This is a genomic window from Campylobacteraceae bacterium (assembly GCA_013215945.1).
Lineage (GTDB): Bacteria > Campylobacterota > Campylobacteria > Campylobacterales > Arcobacteraceae > NORP36.
The window spans coordinates 56,813-70,701 of record JABSOM010000006.1 but is presented as its reverse complement, the minus strand read 5'-3'; the positions used below and the strand labels follow the sequence as shown (position 1 = coordinate 70,701).

The following is a 13,889-nucleotide window of genomic DNA, read 5'->3' as shown; positions in this document are numbered from 1 at the left end:
TAAAGCCTATTTCTTTTCTAAAGGCATTTTCATGTCTTTTATCATAGGTACAAAACGCTTCATTACGGCATCTACTATACGTTTTCCTTTTTCTTTTGAAGCTACTCGTGGATCTCCATAAATACCATTGCTTGTATATTCTTTCATAGATCTGTGTAACATTGCACGTGAGCCTCTAATTAAATCAGCTGCTGCCCACTCAAAAGTAGTGGTAACTGGACCATTTACAATTTCTTTTTCTCTTACATTATTACCTTCAATATACTGTAATAAAGAAGTTTCAAATTCACAAGCATGACCTACTCCAAATAATCCTGTTTCAGTAATATCAAAAAGTTCTTTTGAAGCAATTTTCCACCAAGTCATAATGGCTAAATTACAATCTGGATTTTTAACTCCAAAACTTTCAACTACAACAGAACCCCAAGCTTGATTTCCTCCATGGCCATTAAAAATAATAATATTTTTAAAACCATTTCTAGAAACTGAGCTTAAAACATCTTTTACATAAGCTATAAGTGTTTCATGAGATACGCTTAACGTACCTGGAAACTCCATATGATGTTCAGAGGAGCAAATAGCTAAAGGAGGTAAAATCAATACCTCTTGTTCAATCTCTTTATTTAATTCATGACAAAAATATTCTGCAATCAAAGTATCTGTTTCCACGTTTAAATGTGGTCCATGTTGTTCAATTGCACCAATTGGAAGAATAACAGGTATGCTTTTATCCAAATTTCCGATTTCTTTTGAAGTTAAGTGTTTCCAAATCATTTTTTTACCGCCCACATTTCAATTTCTACTTTAAAGGTATATAACAATCCTGCTTGAACAGCTGCTCGTACAGGATAAGGTTCGCACATCATGCTTGAATAAACTTTATTAAATCTTGGCCACTCATCTAAGTCGGTAAGCCAAACATTTACTTTAAATACATCTTCTAAACCAACGCCAGCTGTATTTAACTGTTTTTTGCAGGCATTAATTGTAAATTCTGTTTGTTCTTCTATTGTATCTCCTATGACATTTCCTTCAACATCAATAGGAGCTTGCCCAGAAATAACAACTATTTTAGAAGGTTCAACTACTAAAACAGGAGAATAAGGACCCGCAGTTTTATGTTGTGAGGCACCAGCAGGCACAGAAAAATTAGGTTTTTTTTCTGCAATTGTTACCGTATTTGCTCCCATAGGATTTGGCATATAACCTACAAAACCAATAATTTTCCAATCCCCATTAATTTTTCGCATTTTATAAAGTGTTTGCCATAAAATGGGCTCTACTGTTCCATCAAGTTTGGTAATAGCACCATCAAACTTTTTATGTAAAACAGCTGATTCGCCTTTTATTTCGATGTCTCTTAAGGTAGTTGCATTAAATAAGCTTTCTCTTTTGTCTTCTTTATATTCATTTGAAGCAAAATCAGCGGCTTGTTTTAACCAGTCTTCTTTATAGGTTTCTAATGAATCATAAGTAAGAGACCATGAATCTGGATTGGCACTTTTTCTGGCATCTATTCCCATGAAGTTTTCTTCGTGAAAATCTTTTTCACACATAGACCAGTCTTGTGCTAAAAATGCATCAATATCTATTCTTACTACTTTTTCCCAAATACTGTATCTGTCTTTATCATTTTTTGAAAATGGGTTTATATCATAGGCCATATTTTTCCTTTAGTTAATTATTTTTTCTGTTTTAGAATCAAATATATGTGTTTTTTTAACATCATACGTAACATACAAATCTTTATTTTTATCGAATATTTCTTTTCTTGAAAATGCAATATTGATTTCGTTTTCTCCGATTTGTCCATATATCACATTTTCGGCACCTGTATATTCATGAATTTTAATATTTACTTTAAGACCTTGGTCTTTGTTAACACAATGGAAATCTCTGGGTCTTATTCCTAAAATAATTTCTTGATTTTCACTGAGACTTGTTTCCGGATTTAGTGCAAAACTGGTACCATCTTGTGTTAATAAAGTAGGAATATTTTTCACAAATTTTACATTTCCTTTTACAAGTGAAATATTAGGACTTCCTAAAAAGGTAGCTGTAAAAATACAATTGGGTCTGTCGTATAAATCTTCAGGAGTTCCAATTTGAATGGCATATCCCTTGTCCATTAATACAACTTTATCTGCCATTGTCATCGCTTCTACTTGATCATGTGTAACATAAATAGTGGTTGTTTTTAATCTTTTTTGTAAAGATTTGATTTCATTTCTCATTACAACTCTTAATTTTGCATCAAGATTTGATAAGGGTTCATCAAACAAAAAGAACTTAGGTTTTCTTACAATTGCTCTTCCCATAGAAACTCTTTGTCTCTGTCCCCCTGAGAGGTTTTTAGGTAATCTATCAAGATAATCACCAATATTTAATAATTTTGCTGCGGCTCTTACTTTTTGATCAATTTCACCTTTTGGCATTTTTAAAATTCTTAAACCATAAGCAATATTGTCATATACACTCATATGTGGATATAAAGCATAAGATTGAAATACCATAGACATATCTCTTTTTTGTGGGCTTACTTCATTTGCTACTTGCCCATCAATTATTAACTCTCCAGAAGAAATTTCTTCTAAACCACAAATCATTCTTAAGAGTGTAGATTTTCCACATCCTGATTCACCAATTAAAACGACAAACTCACCATCTTTAATATCTACATTGATACCATGAAGAACTTGTACTCCTTCATAATCTTTTTTGATATTTTTTAATTCCATTGTTCCCATACTATACTCCAAAACTTTCAGATGTAATATCTTTTGCAAAAGGTGCAACCCCAGCACTTAATCCTGCATCCACTCTTAAATTAACCCCTGAAATACAAAATGCATCATCGCTTGCTAAAAACAGTGTTGCTTTTGAAATACAAGCAGGTGTTGCAATACGTTTTAAGGGATACCATTTTAATAAATTATCAAAGGTCTCTGGATTATTTTTTATTCTAAAATCCCAAGCTTTTGTTCTTACACTGCCCGGACTTACTGTATTTGCTCTAATATTATATTGTCCATATTCAGTTGCAATAGCATTCATATATTGAACAAGTGCAGCTTTAGAAGCACTGTAAGCAGGATTTCCAACACAGCGGTCTGAATTTACAGAACCAATAGTAATTATATTGCCTTGTTTTGCTTTTTTCATATGTACTAAACATGCATTGGTAATATAAAAAGTTCCATTTATATTAATTTCTATATCGTCTTTCCATAATTGAACACTTGTAGTATTTAGACTTTCTGCTTTAGTAACGCCTACATGATTGATTAAAATATCAATTTTCTTGTGTTCTTTTATTACTTCTTCTATAATATTTTCTATTTCTTCTTGATTAGAAATATTTGCAATTACGCGTTTAAATGCTAATAAATTTTCTTTTTTTAAATCATCTAAAAATGGGTCTAAAGTAGACGCTCTTACTCCAAGAGTTACTACAAAACCACCTTCTTTTATAACTTGACGTGTCATCTCTTGCGCCATTTCACCGGCAGCTCCTGTAATAACAACAACTTTATCTTTAAATCTCATTTTTTTCCTTCACTTATTTCACGGAACCAGAAGTTAATCCGCCCACTAAATGTTTTTGTAACCAAGCAAATAATATTGCTACTGGAATGGTTGCAATAATTACTGAAACCATAATATAATCCCATCGTACTGAATAATAACCCGTCATCTCAATAATTCCTAATTGAATGGTATAAGAAGAACTATCTCTTAATGTAGAGAAAGCAATAATAAATTCATTCCAGGAGTTTACAAAAGTAAACATGGCAACAATTACAACAGCAGGAAGTGCAAGAGGTAAGAAGATAGTTAATAAACTTCTAAAACGACTAGCACCATCAATCCATGCTGATTCTTCCAAGTCTTTAGGAATGGTTTCAAAATAACTTTGAAGCATCCATACACAAAAGGCAATATTAAAAGCAGCATAAATAACAGATAAAAAGCCAAGTGAATCTACAACACCCATATACACCATTAATCTAAATAATCCAAGTACTAAAACAATTGGAGATAACATTTGTGTTACTAGTAAAAAGAATCTATAAGCTGTTTTCCCTTTAAAATCAAAACGTGTCATAGCATAAGCACAAGGTGCTGCAACCACCAAAGCAATAATAGTTGCTACTGTACTTATGAACAAGGAATTAAGCAAAGAGCTTGCAATATTTGTATTTTGCCAAACCTCAATAAAATTGCCCCATTGAAACTCACTTGGCAAAAAATTAGGTGGAATTTGTGTTAATTCATTTCTTGGTTTCAAAGCCGTTAATACTGTTACAACAAAGGGAAATAAAACAGTAAGCATTACAGGAAGTAATACCAACCAACATATGATGGTTCTAATTATTTTTTTCTTTTTCATTTCTTTTCTTTCATAGCTACATAAGCATATATAAAGGTAAACATTAATAATAATGACAACATAATAATTGAAACAGCAGCAGCTAAACCAATCTCTCCATATTGAAATGCCATCTTATAAAGATAAGTAGGCAGAATATCTGTAGAGTTAGAAGGTCCACCTTCTGTTAAAATCCAAATTATTGGAAAAGAATTAAAGACATATATTACATTTAAAACAATCGCTATGTTTATAAATGGTTTTAATAAAGGTAAAGTCAATGTTCTTAACCTAGTAAAGTATGAAGCTCCATCTAAAAAAGCAGCCTCATATATATCTCTTGGAATTGACGTTAATCCACCCATTAATATTGATATAGTAAAAGGAATAGAAACTAAAATTCCAATAAGAATTTGCATGGGAAAAGCAGTACTAGCATTTGCTAACCAGCCTATATTTTCATCAATCAAACCAAATGATAAAAGAACGCTGTTTAACATTCCATACTCTGGATTTAATATCCACTTCCATATTACTGCTGTCATAGCTAAAGAAATAGCCCATGGCAACATAATAATAGTAGTAGCAATGCCTTTACCATAAAAATCTTCGTTAAGTGCTAAAGCAATAGGAACGGAAATAATTACCGTTCCTAAAACTACGCTTACTGTCCAAAAAAGTGTTCTTAATAATACTTCAAAGAACAATTCATCTTCAAATACATCTTGATAATTCAATAATCCAATAAAACCGTTTAAGTCACCAAAGGTTCCTACATCATTTACAGATAATCTAATTAAATCAATAATCGGATAAGAAATAATAATAAATGCAAGTAAAAAACTTGGGGCTATATATAATAGTGGTTTTAAAGATTTTTTATTCATAACTATTTTCTTGCTGCTCTATTAATTTTTTTATGAGCTGTTTTTAGCGCTTGTTCCGGAGTTTTTTTACCAGAATAAATTGCTTGTAATTCATTTCTTAAAATGTCGATAATTTTTGTTGATTTTGCATGTATAAATGCAAACTTAGCATTTGGAACGGCTGAAATCATAGCTTGTAAATGTTTTGCTTCAAAAGCTTTATCTTTTCCAGCTTCAATTGTTACAGGTAAAAGATTTGCTTTTGCAATCCAATCTGCTTGGTACTTAGGTTTAACAGAAAACATTAAAAACTTAACAGCATCTTTTTTGTTTTTAGAATTTTCAGATAAATGAACAGCATCGATTACACCTAATGTAATACCTTTTTTACCTTTAACCATACCTGGTACATCAGTTTGTACAAAGTTAATGTTATGACCTTCACTTGAAATTTGCTCTGCTAATACTCCATGAGTAATCATCATTGCTAATTTACCTTGTTTGAATAATTCTTGTAAATCTTCTCTGTTATATGAGGTTACGTTTTTTTGAGCATATCCCTTTTTAATTAAATCATTATAGAAATTGGCTGCTTTTAACGCTGCGTCTGAATTAAGAGCAGACTTAGTACCACCCACTGTTTTGTCTAATACTGAACCACCAAAGTTCCATAAAGCATAATAGAAATATTTTTCCATTTCAACTTCTTTTCCTTGAATACCGAAACCATACGCATCCGTATTTTGAGATACTAATTTAGCTGTTTCTTGAAGTTGGGTCCATGTAGTAGGAACTGTAGCACCTGCTTTTTTTAATAAATCTAAGTTTACATATAAGTTTCTAGCAGATGTTACACTAGGAAGTGCATATAATTTTCCATTTACTTTAGCCGCTTCTAAAAGTGATGCTGGAAATTGTGCTTTATCACTGTCTGAAAGATATGAATCTAAAGCTACAATTTTATTAGCAGCAGCGTAAGTAGGAACCCACGCTCTTGTAGAATAAATTAAATCTGCATTTCCCCCAGAGAAAAAATCAGTTTGTAATTTTTGTTGCCATGATGACCAAGAACCTACTTCTAATTTAACATCAATTCCTGGGTTTTCTTTTTCAAAGTCAGCAACAATTTTTTCAAATGCAGGTTTTGTACTGTCTGCATATGCAGGAACAGATACTCTTAATGTTGAAGCATAAGTTAATGTTGATAAAACGCAAACTCCAGTTAATACTTTTAAAATACTTTTTTTCATAATCTTCCTTTTTAATTAATTATACGACAATAATGTCAACAATCACAAAATCTGAGGGATGTTTACTAGCCAAAAAAAACATCCTTAAACAATTTTATGAAACAAATACTTCATTGGTCTTAAATGATTCTATAGCCTCCTCATCAAGTTCTATCCCCAAACCTAAACCTTCTGGTAAATAAGCATACGGTGCTTCTATTCTTAGTGGTGTTTTTAATAAATCATGACTTCTTATTAGTCTTCCAAAAATATCACTTGGCCAAATACAATTTTGAGTTGCACTTACTTGGTGGATATACATTGCTTCTAAAATACCTAAATCAATTTCAGATCCATGCCAAGAATACATATTTGCAGCATTTGCAATTAAATCTTGTTGTTGAAATTTTGCAAGTCCTGCATTAAAGTTAAAACCATCTGCTGATCTGTGATTTAAAATATTAATTACATCATGAATTCTCTGCCCTTGATAAATATAAGGTAAAGAAACATGTCTAACAATCTTTATATCTGTGAATTCTCTTAAACTTGCATAATCTTGAATCATCCAAAAAGGCATAGGATCTTCTAAACAAAAAACATTTCCTACTTTTTCTAAGTCTCTTACAATTTTTTTAGTTTCACCTAAATTTTCCCATCGTTGATTGGGATCAAAAATTACTGTCATATTAGGAGCAGCTTTTTTAATCTCTTCACATGTTGCTACTACATCATCCTCTAAATCAGCTTTAAACTTAATACTGTCATATCCCATATCTGCAAAATTTTTAGCAACTGCTCCAACTTCAGATACTTCTCTATGTGATGACCAAGAACCAACTTTTACTTTATCTTGTAATGGCCCTCCTAATAAATCAACCACTCTTAATTCGTGTGATTTAGCATAAGCATCCCAAATACAACACTCAAAACCGTCATATTCTCTGTACAAACCAATAGGAAGTTTTCTTAAAGACAAATCACTTAAATCAACACCAATAAGGGATTGTGCGATATTTTTAACCAAGTCCATGTTATGGTCTCTATAGAACTCACCAAAACCAATGATTCCATTTTCTAATTCCATTCGAACAATTAGTTTAGGAAGTTCATCAAACTGTGCAGACCAGCCATCACTTGCTTTTTTTATCACAGGTAACATATGTAAGGGTTTGTTAATACTCTTACTTGATATCATGCCTTCTTTTGCGGGTACGATAACTTCTGTGAAATGAAAAGATTTGATTTTGTTATTCTTCATAAATATCCTTTAAAATATTATATAGGTTCAAAATTTCATATTAACTTAAGAAAAAGTATTAAATGAATATCTGATTGTAAATATATATTCAATTATGACATTAAATTAGCAGAAAAAAAGATTTATTGAATAATTCAAGCTTTAAATATCAATTATGTTTCAAATTGAAACTTTTAATAATAAACTTGAATTCATTTTGTTTTATTATTCATTGTTATGAATATTATTATCAGTAATATATTTCATTTTGAAATATATTTAGCCTAAATTATTTAAATATGAAATATTTAAAAAAAAGAGTGGTAGTAGTGTTTTTGTGAGATAAGCTATGCAAAAAAGAAGCACATTTAAGATATGCCTCTTTTTAATCTTTTTAGTATTTTTGATTTGCTTTGTCTACTTCTTGGATATATACGCTTAAAAGTTCTTTCGCTTTTGCATCGTATTTTTCTTCAATAAGTTTTTTTACTGCGGGTTGTGAAACTGCTCTCATTCTGTTTAGTTCTTTGGCACTTAAGGAAGTGACTTCCATTTTTGTAGATAAAAAAGCAAGACCTCTTGAATCGGAATTAGCAATAGCTAAAGAAACACCACGACCTGCTATTATTCCAGCTTTTGTAGCTCTGTTTATAATTCTTTTTTCATCTTCACTTAAAGACTTATAGAATTTTTTATTCATAGTAAAAGTATAAGGCGTGAATAAATGATTTGTTACAGTTAAGTACTTTTGTACTTCATAAAATTTGGCAAAACTTACTGTTGGAATTGGATTCATTTGTCCATCAATTACACCTGTTTGTAAACCTGAATATACTTCAGCCCATGATAAAGGATACGCTTGTGCACCTAAAGAATTTAGAATTTTTTGATGGGAAGCCAAGGTCATAGTTCTAATTCTTATACCTTTAAAATCTTCTAATGTTTTAATTGCGCGCTTTGAATTCGTAATTCCAAAAAAACCACCCGTATCAGGAAAACCAAGTACTTTTACATCTTTTAATTCTTTTTCCATATCAGAAGCCATTGCTTCCCCAAAAGCACCATCCCAAACACTGTAAGCTGCAATATAAGAGTTAAAAGCAAAAGGCAAATCAATAATACCAATTCGTGGGTAAGATGATGCCATTGCTCCTACACTTGTGATGGTGGCTTGTATAATTCCTTTTCTTGTCATTGATAAATGTTCTTTAGAAGAACCTAATTGATTTGAAGGATAAATTTCAACTTTAATTTCGCCATTACTTGCTGTTTCTACAATACTTTTGAATGTTCCTGCAAAAGCATGAGCAGGGTTTTCAAATACATCCTCTTTATTGTCATGAGCAAATTTAATTGTTTTTTGTGCATAAGCACCACTAATCATAAGTCCTGTTAATAATACACTTGTTACTATTTTTTTCATTTTTTATCCTTTTTAATTCTTTTCAAGCAAAGAGTTAACATCTCGCTTCACAATCTCTTTTCAAAATAAATATTTCCTCCCTTATAAATTTATAAATTCTTATAAAAATCCCAATAACCTTGGAATAAATAAAGCAAAATCTGCCCAATAAGCAAACAAAAATAATACAGCTATTTCTACAATTAAAAATGGCCATAAACTAGCAGCTATACGTTCCATTTTTTCTCCTGTAACAGAAGACAGTACAAAAAGACAAGCTCCAATAGGAGGAGTCATGAGTGATATATTTAAAGCAAGAACAAAAATAATACCTGCATGTAAGGGATCAATTCCAATGCTAGCTGTTATAGGCACTAAAATAGGCGCTAAAATAATTAACATGGCTGTAATATCCATAATCATTCCAACCACAAGTAAAAACACAATAATCAGTAATAAAATCAAATAGGGGTTTTCTGTAATCCCAATAATTGCCGAAGTCAAAGCTTGAGGGATTTGTTCAAAACTTAAATACCAACCTAAAATAGAAGCAGAAGCAATAATTAAGAAAATTACTCCACAAATTCTTGAAGTACTTAGAATAATAGAAGACAAAGCAGAAAAACTTAAATTTCTATATACAAAAACGCCTAAAATTAAAGCATAAGCAACAGCAATTGAAGCAGCTTCTGTTGGAGTAAAAATACCAAAAATAATTCCACCTAAAATGATTAAAGGCATAATCAGTGCTAAATAAGCTTCTTTTAACGCATGAATAACATCTTTAAAAGAAGCTCTTTTTGCAGCCATTGGAAAATTTCTACGTTTTGATACAACAGTAATTACCATCATACAAACAATACAAATTAAAATACCAGGAAGAATTCCTGCTGCAAATAAACCCCCAATGGATACTCCCATTAAAGAACCATAAACTACCATTAAACCAGAAGGTGGAATAGTAGGGCCAATAATAGAACCTGCTGCTGTAACTGCACAGGCAAAGGGTCTGTCATAACCTGCTTTTACCATGGCTGGTACTAGTGTTCTTCCAAAAGCGGCCGCATCACTAGTAGCTGCTCCACTTACTCCTGCAAAAAACACAGAAGAAATCATATTTGCATGGGCTAATCCTCCTGGTTTATGTCCTACTAGAACATTTGCAAAAGCAATTATTTTACTTGTAATTCCAATATGATTCATAATTTCACCTGCTAAAATAAAAAATGGCATGGCTAAAAATGGAAAAAGATTTAAACCATTGAATATTTTTTGGGGAACAACAGACATGAAATCAAAACCAGATATGGTCATAATGCCAACTATTCCACTAATCCCAACAACAACGCCTATTCTTAAACCTAAAATCAAAAGACCAAAAAAAGTAAATAAAACAATCATGTAAAACTCCTATGCGATTTTTCATCTAAATCATAAACATGAATATCTCCAAAATCCCTTATTCCCGTACAAATGACTTGTAGGCATGAAATGAAAGCAAAAGTAGGAATGCTAAGATAAGGAACAAACATAGTAACTCCTATAATAGAGTCAACATATTTTTCTGCTCCACTGTTGGCAAAATCAAGTCCATATATAAAGATAATAAGAAAAAAGATAAAAGTTATAATGTCTAGAATTACTAGAACCGGAATTCTTAAAGCCCTAGGCATTTTATTTAAAACTAAAAAAAGTCCTATATGTTCTCTTTTCGCCAAAGCACATGGTACTGCCAATAAAACAGCCCAAATCATAAAGTATCTTGCCATTTCTTCAATCCATGCAATTTCCCAGCCAAATACATATCTGTCTAAAACGCCAATCCATACATCAATAACTAAAATCATCATTAAAATGACAATAACTACAGCATTGACTTTACTAATAGCTTCACTAATGTTTCCAAAGATTTTTTTAACATTATTTAACATCTCTACTCCTTTTTTTAATAAAAACCCTTAAACACAGAATAAATTTCCAATTGAATGAAAAAAAGATAATTATTATTCATATTTAAAGTTTTTTTTATTTGATATATTCAAAAATCCATTTTATTGTAAATTTATTTTAAATTTACCAAATAACTATATAACATTTTAAATTATTACATTAAAATTGAAAAAAAATGTCAATATTGAATATTGTAAGTTATAAATATGCAAAATGTTTCATAAATACACTTTTTATTGTACAATACGAATATAAAATACTTTAAAAGAGGCAAAAATGAAAATAATAGAGAGTTATAATGAAAACAAAACAAGCTTTTCTGCCATTATAGAAAGATTGATGACATATTTTAATGTAAGTCAATCCAAAGATTTAAGTGATTTACTTGAAGTGAATTATGCAACTTTTTCAACTTGGATTAGAAGAGAAAAAATTCCTTATGAGTTATTAATTGCATTATGTATTAAGCGAGATATTTCTTTGGACTGGTTATTAGCAGGGGTTAAGAATGACAATTTATATGGGCAGGAAAAAAAAGATGACAATATCGTTATTAATTCATTCTTTAATAAAGAACATAAAAATATAGATATTCTAGCAGTAGAAGAACATTTAAAAGACAAACATTATTTATCAGTCTCCCAAAACATTCTTGATCGTTTCGCAGAAGGCGAAAAATTAGATGAATTAAAAATGGTAACTATTGTAGGATCTTCTATGAGTCCTACTATTAATAATGGAGATAAGGTATTTATTTCTACAGTTGCTAGTGATGAAGAGTTATTCAATAGTATTATGTATTTAGTTGTTTATAAAAACAGAACCTATATTAAACGTATTCAAGTTAACCCTGTAACAAAATCAGTACGCCTAATATCAGATAACGAGAGATATGAGACATTTGAAATTCCAGAAAGTGGTTTAGATGATTTTAAAGTTCTGGGACGTGTTATTTTTAAGTGTACCTTTGAAGATATTATTTAGTTAATTAAGAACTCTTTATTCTTCTTGTATGAAGAACATTACATACAATCTGATTTCAAGTAATTACTTATAGAAAGCTTAATGATTATAATGATAAGATAACATAACAAATTAAATAAATTAGATACATCATATTTAAATACCTTTAGTTTTTCATATGTAAAACATCCTTTTAAATCAAGGGATGAAAAGTGTTATTATTTTAAAAATTAAATTTGTAGAAAACAAGGGTTTACTTAGAGAGCTTCTATGTTAAAAATCCATTATAAAATATAAATAGAAAAGTATAAGGAAATACAAGAATGATCAAAATAGCAGTAATAGGCGAATGTATGGTTGAGCTGTACCAAGATGAAAAAGGCTCGTATAAACAAACATTTGGAGGAGATACTTTTAATTGTGCGGTATATTTAAAACGATCATTAAAAAATGCAAAAGTAGAATACATTACAGTATTAGGTGAAGATGCACGTTCTTCACAAATGTTAGACTTTTTTCATAAAGAAAATTTAGAGACTACTTATGTAGACAGACTAAAAGATAAAAAACCGGGTTTATATATTATAGACACACATAAGGGTGAGAGAAGTTTTGATTATTGGAGAGGACAAGCAGCTGCAAAAGAATTGTTTTTAACACAAAGCTTAGATAAATTATCAAAAGATTTATTAACTTTTGATTTAATTTATTTTTCCGCTATTACTTTGGCAATAATGAGTGAAAAAGGAAGAGAAAATCTTTTTAAAATCATTAAAAAAGCAAGAGCGGCCGGTGTAAAAATAGCCTTTGATTCAAATTATCGTCCAAGATTGTATAACAATCAAGATGATGCAAGAAGAATATACAAACAAGTAGTTAATTATACAGATATATTTTTGCCTTCTATTGATGATGAGATTGATTTATGGGGAAGAAGTACACCTTCAGATATTATAAAAAAATCCTTAGAAGCAGGAATAAAAGAAATTATAATTACCTGTGGAAAAGAAGATATTGTTTGTCATTATGAGGGAATAACGGTTCATAAAAAAACAAAACAATTAAAAAATATCGTAGATTCAACATCAGCAGGAGATTCTTTTAATGGACAATACCTAGCATCAAGATTAAAAGAAAAAAGTGTTAACAAGTCAATAAAAAAAGCCAAAAAATTAGCGGCAAAAGTAATTATGCATAAAGGCGCAATTATGCCAAAGGATAAAAATGATTAATGATTTTAAAAATTCACCCGTAATTCCTGTTTTAACATTTAATGATGTAAAAGAAAGCCTGGAAATATCAGAAGTATTAGTAGAAGAAGGTTTGACAAATTTAGAAATTACGCTAAGAACGCCTAATGCATTAGCTTGTATAGAAGCAATAATAAAAGAGTTTCCAAGTGCAAATGTAGGAGCTGGAACTATTGTAAAAAAAGAACAATTACTTCAAATACAAAATATTGGTTGTAATTTTGCAGTAAGCCCAGGTGCTACAAAAACACTTATAAAAGAAGCAAAAAGAATTAATATGAATTATTTACCAGGCGCATCAACACCAAGTGAAATAATTGCATTAATGGAAGAAGGAATATTTTTCCAAAAATTTTTTCATTCAGGAAACTCAGGGGGGTATAAAATGCTTCAAGCTTATGCGAATATATTTGAAGATGTATCCTTTTGTCCAACAGGTGGAATAGGGCAAAAAGATTTTAAAGAATATTTAGAATTAAAAAATGTTGTATGTTTAGGTGGTTCTTGGATGGTTAATACAAAAACTATGTCTTTAAATGATATTAGAAGTGAAGCTAAAAATATTAGCTCTATGCTTAAAAGTTAAGAATAAAAGATAAGAAAAATATCAAAAACATTGT

At 30.3% G+C, this 13,889-nt stretch carries 14 protein-coding genes; 3 read left to right on the top strand and 11 right to left on the bottom strand.

The window, feature by feature from the left end; all coding sequences use genetic code 11:
- Window positions 1-6 precede the first annotated feature (6 nt).
- The 11 genes from HRT41_07660 to HRT41_07610 all read right to left on the bottom strand — a co-directional run bounded on the left by HRT41_07660 (window position 7) and on the right by HRT41_07610 (window position 11,037).
- Window positions 7-789 carry a creatininase family protein gene (locus HRT41_07660; GenBank protein NQY23896.1) on the bottom strand — a complete coding sequence of 261 codons (783 nt, stop codon included), beginning with the start codon at window positions 787-789 and terminating at the stop codon, window positions 7-9.
- Window positions 771-1,664, bottom strand: coding sequence for a RidA family protein (locus tag HRT41_07655; protein ID NQY23895.1), 894 nt, complete (start codon window positions 1,662-1,664; stop codon window positions 771-773). Before HRT41_07655 ends, HRT41_07660 begins: the two co-directional genes overlap by 19 nt.
- Window positions 1,665-1,673: 9 nt before the next feature.
- Window positions 1,674-2,747, bottom strand: a complete 1,074-nt coding sequence (ugpC, locus tag HRT41_07650) for a sn-glycerol-3-phosphate ABC transporter ATP-binding protein UgpC (GenBank protein NQY23894.1) — start codon at window positions 2,745-2,747, stop codon at window positions 1,674-1,676.
- A gap of 1 nt (window position 2,748) precedes the next feature.
- Entirely contained in the window at window positions 2,749-3,546 is a 798-nt protein-coding gene (locus tag HRT41_07645; protein NQY23893.1) for an SDR family oxidoreductase, read from the bottom strand.
- Between the two features lie 13 nt (window positions 3,547-3,559).
- Window positions 3,560-4,390 (bottom strand): carbohydrate ABC transporter permease, encoded by an 831-nt coding sequence (locus HRT41_07640; GenBank protein NQY23892.1) that lies wholly within the window; start codon window positions 4,388-4,390, stop codon window positions 3,560-3,562.
- Window positions 4,387-5,256 (bottom strand): sugar ABC transporter permease, encoded by an 870-nt coding sequence (locus HRT41_07635; GenBank protein ID NQY23891.1) that lies wholly within the window; start codon window positions 5,254-5,256, stop codon window positions 4,387-4,389. The genes HRT41_07640 and HRT41_07635 overlap by 4 nt, the downstream gene beginning before the upstream one ends.
- Window positions 5,257-5,258: 2 nt before the next feature.
- Complete coding sequence (locus tag HRT41_07630; protein ID NQY23890.1) at window positions 5,259-6,485, bottom strand: sugar ABC transporter substrate-binding protein; 1,227 nt, start codon at window positions 6,483-6,485, stop codon at window positions 5,259-5,261.
- 94 nt (window positions 6,486-6,579) lie between these two features.
- The gene (locus tag HRT41_07625) at window positions 6,580-7,725 is read right to left on the bottom strand and encodes a mandelate racemase/muconate lactonizing enzyme family protein (protein NQY23889.1); all 1,146 of its coding nucleotides are present in this window, start codon (window positions 7,723-7,725) and stop codon (window positions 6,580-6,582) included.
- A gap of 373 nt (window positions 7,726-8,098) precedes the next feature.
- Window positions 8,099-9,127 carry a DctP family TRAP transporter solute-binding subunit gene (locus tag HRT41_07620; protein ID NQY23888.1) on the bottom strand — a complete coding sequence of 343 codons (1,029 nt, stop codon included), beginning with the start codon at window positions 9,125-9,127 and terminating at the stop codon, window positions 8,099-8,101.
- Window positions 9,128-9,226: 99 nt separating this feature from the next.
- Window positions 9,227-10,507, bottom strand: a complete 1,281-nt coding sequence (locus HRT41_07615; protein ID NQY23887.1) for a TRAP transporter large permease — start codon at window positions 10,505-10,507, stop codon at window positions 9,227-9,229.
- A complete protein-coding gene (locus tag HRT41_07610; protein NQY23886.1) occupies window positions 10,504-11,037 on the bottom strand; it encodes a TRAP transporter small permease subunit in 534 nt (177 codons plus the stop codon). The genes HRT41_07615 and HRT41_07610 overlap by 4 nt, the downstream gene beginning before the upstream one ends.
- Before the next feature lie 295 nt (window positions 11,038-11,332).
- Between HRT41_07610 and HRT41_07605 the strand changes: the two genes are divergently transcribed.
- From HRT41_07605 to eda, 3 genes are all read left to right on the top strand, one after another.
- A complete protein-coding gene (locus HRT41_07605) occupies window positions 11,333-12,040 on the top strand; it encodes a LexA family transcriptional regulator (protein NQY23885.1) in 708 nt (235 codons plus the stop codon).
- A gap of 302 nt (window positions 12,041-12,342) precedes the next feature.
- Window positions 12,343-13,251 (top strand): sugar kinase, encoded by a 909-nt coding sequence (locus HRT41_07600; protein NQY23884.1) that lies wholly within the window; start codon window positions 12,343-12,345, stop codon window positions 13,249-13,251.
- The gene (gene eda, locus HRT41_07595; protein ID NQY23883.1) at window positions 13,244-13,855 is read left to right on the top strand and encodes a bifunctional 4-hydroxy-2-oxoglutarate aldolase/2-dehydro-3-deoxy-phosphogluconate aldolase; all 612 of its coding nucleotides are present in this window, start codon (window positions 13,244-13,246) and stop codon (window positions 13,853-13,855) included. The genes HRT41_07600 and eda overlap by 8 nt, the downstream gene beginning before the upstream one ends.
- The last annotated feature ends 34 nt before the right edge of the window (window positions 13,856-13,889 follow it).

Bases quoted from the DNA above. Each gene is read 5' to 3' on its own strand.
- HRT41_07655 (NQY23895.1), bottom strand. From the start codon at position 1,664: ATGGCCTATGATATAAACCCATTTTCAAAAAATGATAAAGACAGATAC.
- ugpC (NQY23894.1), bottom strand. From the start codon at position 2,747: ATGGGAACAATGGAATTAAAAAATATCAAAAAAGATTATGAAGGAGTA.
- HRT41_07645 (NQY23893.1), bottom strand. From the start codon at position 3,546: ATGAGATTTAAAGATAAAGTTGTTGTTATTACAGGAGCTGCCGGTGAA.
- HRT41_07640 (NQY23892.1), bottom strand. From the start codon at position 4,390: ATGAAAAAGAAAAAAATAATTAGAACCATCATATGTTGGTTGGTATTA.
- HRT41_07635 (NQY23891.1), bottom strand. From the start codon at position 5,256: ATGAATAAAAAATCTTTAAAACCACTATTATATATAGCCCCAAGTTTT.
- HRT41_07630 (NQY23890.1), bottom strand. From the start codon at position 6,485: ATGAAAAAAAGTATTTTAAAAGTATTAACTGGAGTTTGCGTTTTATCA.
- HRT41_07625 (NQY23889.1), bottom strand. From the start codon at position 7,725: ATGAAGAATAACAAAATCAAATCTTTTCATTTCACAGAAGTTATCGTA.
- HRT41_07620 (NQY23888.1), bottom strand. From the start codon at position 9,127: ATGAAAAAAATAGTAACAAGTGTATTATTAACAGGACTTATGATTAGT.
- HRT41_07615 (NQY23887.1), bottom strand. From the start codon at position 10,507: ATGATTGTTTTATTTACTTTTTTTGGTCTTTTGATTTTAGGTTTAAGA.
- HRT41_07610 (NQY23886.1), bottom strand. From the start codon at position 11,037: ATGTTAAATAATGTTAAAAAAATCTTTGGAAACATTAGTGAAGCTATT.
- HRT41_07605 (NQY23885.1), top strand. From the start codon at position 11,333: ATGAAAATAATAGAGAGTTATAATGAAAACAAAACAAGCTTTTCTGCC.
- HRT41_07600 (NQY23884.1), top strand. From the start codon at position 12,343: ATGATCAAAATAGCAGTAATAGGCGAATGTATGGTTGAGCTGTACCAA.
- eda (NQY23883.1), top strand. From the start codon at position 13,244: ATGATTAATGATTTTAAAAATTCACCCGTAATTCCTGTTTTAACATTT.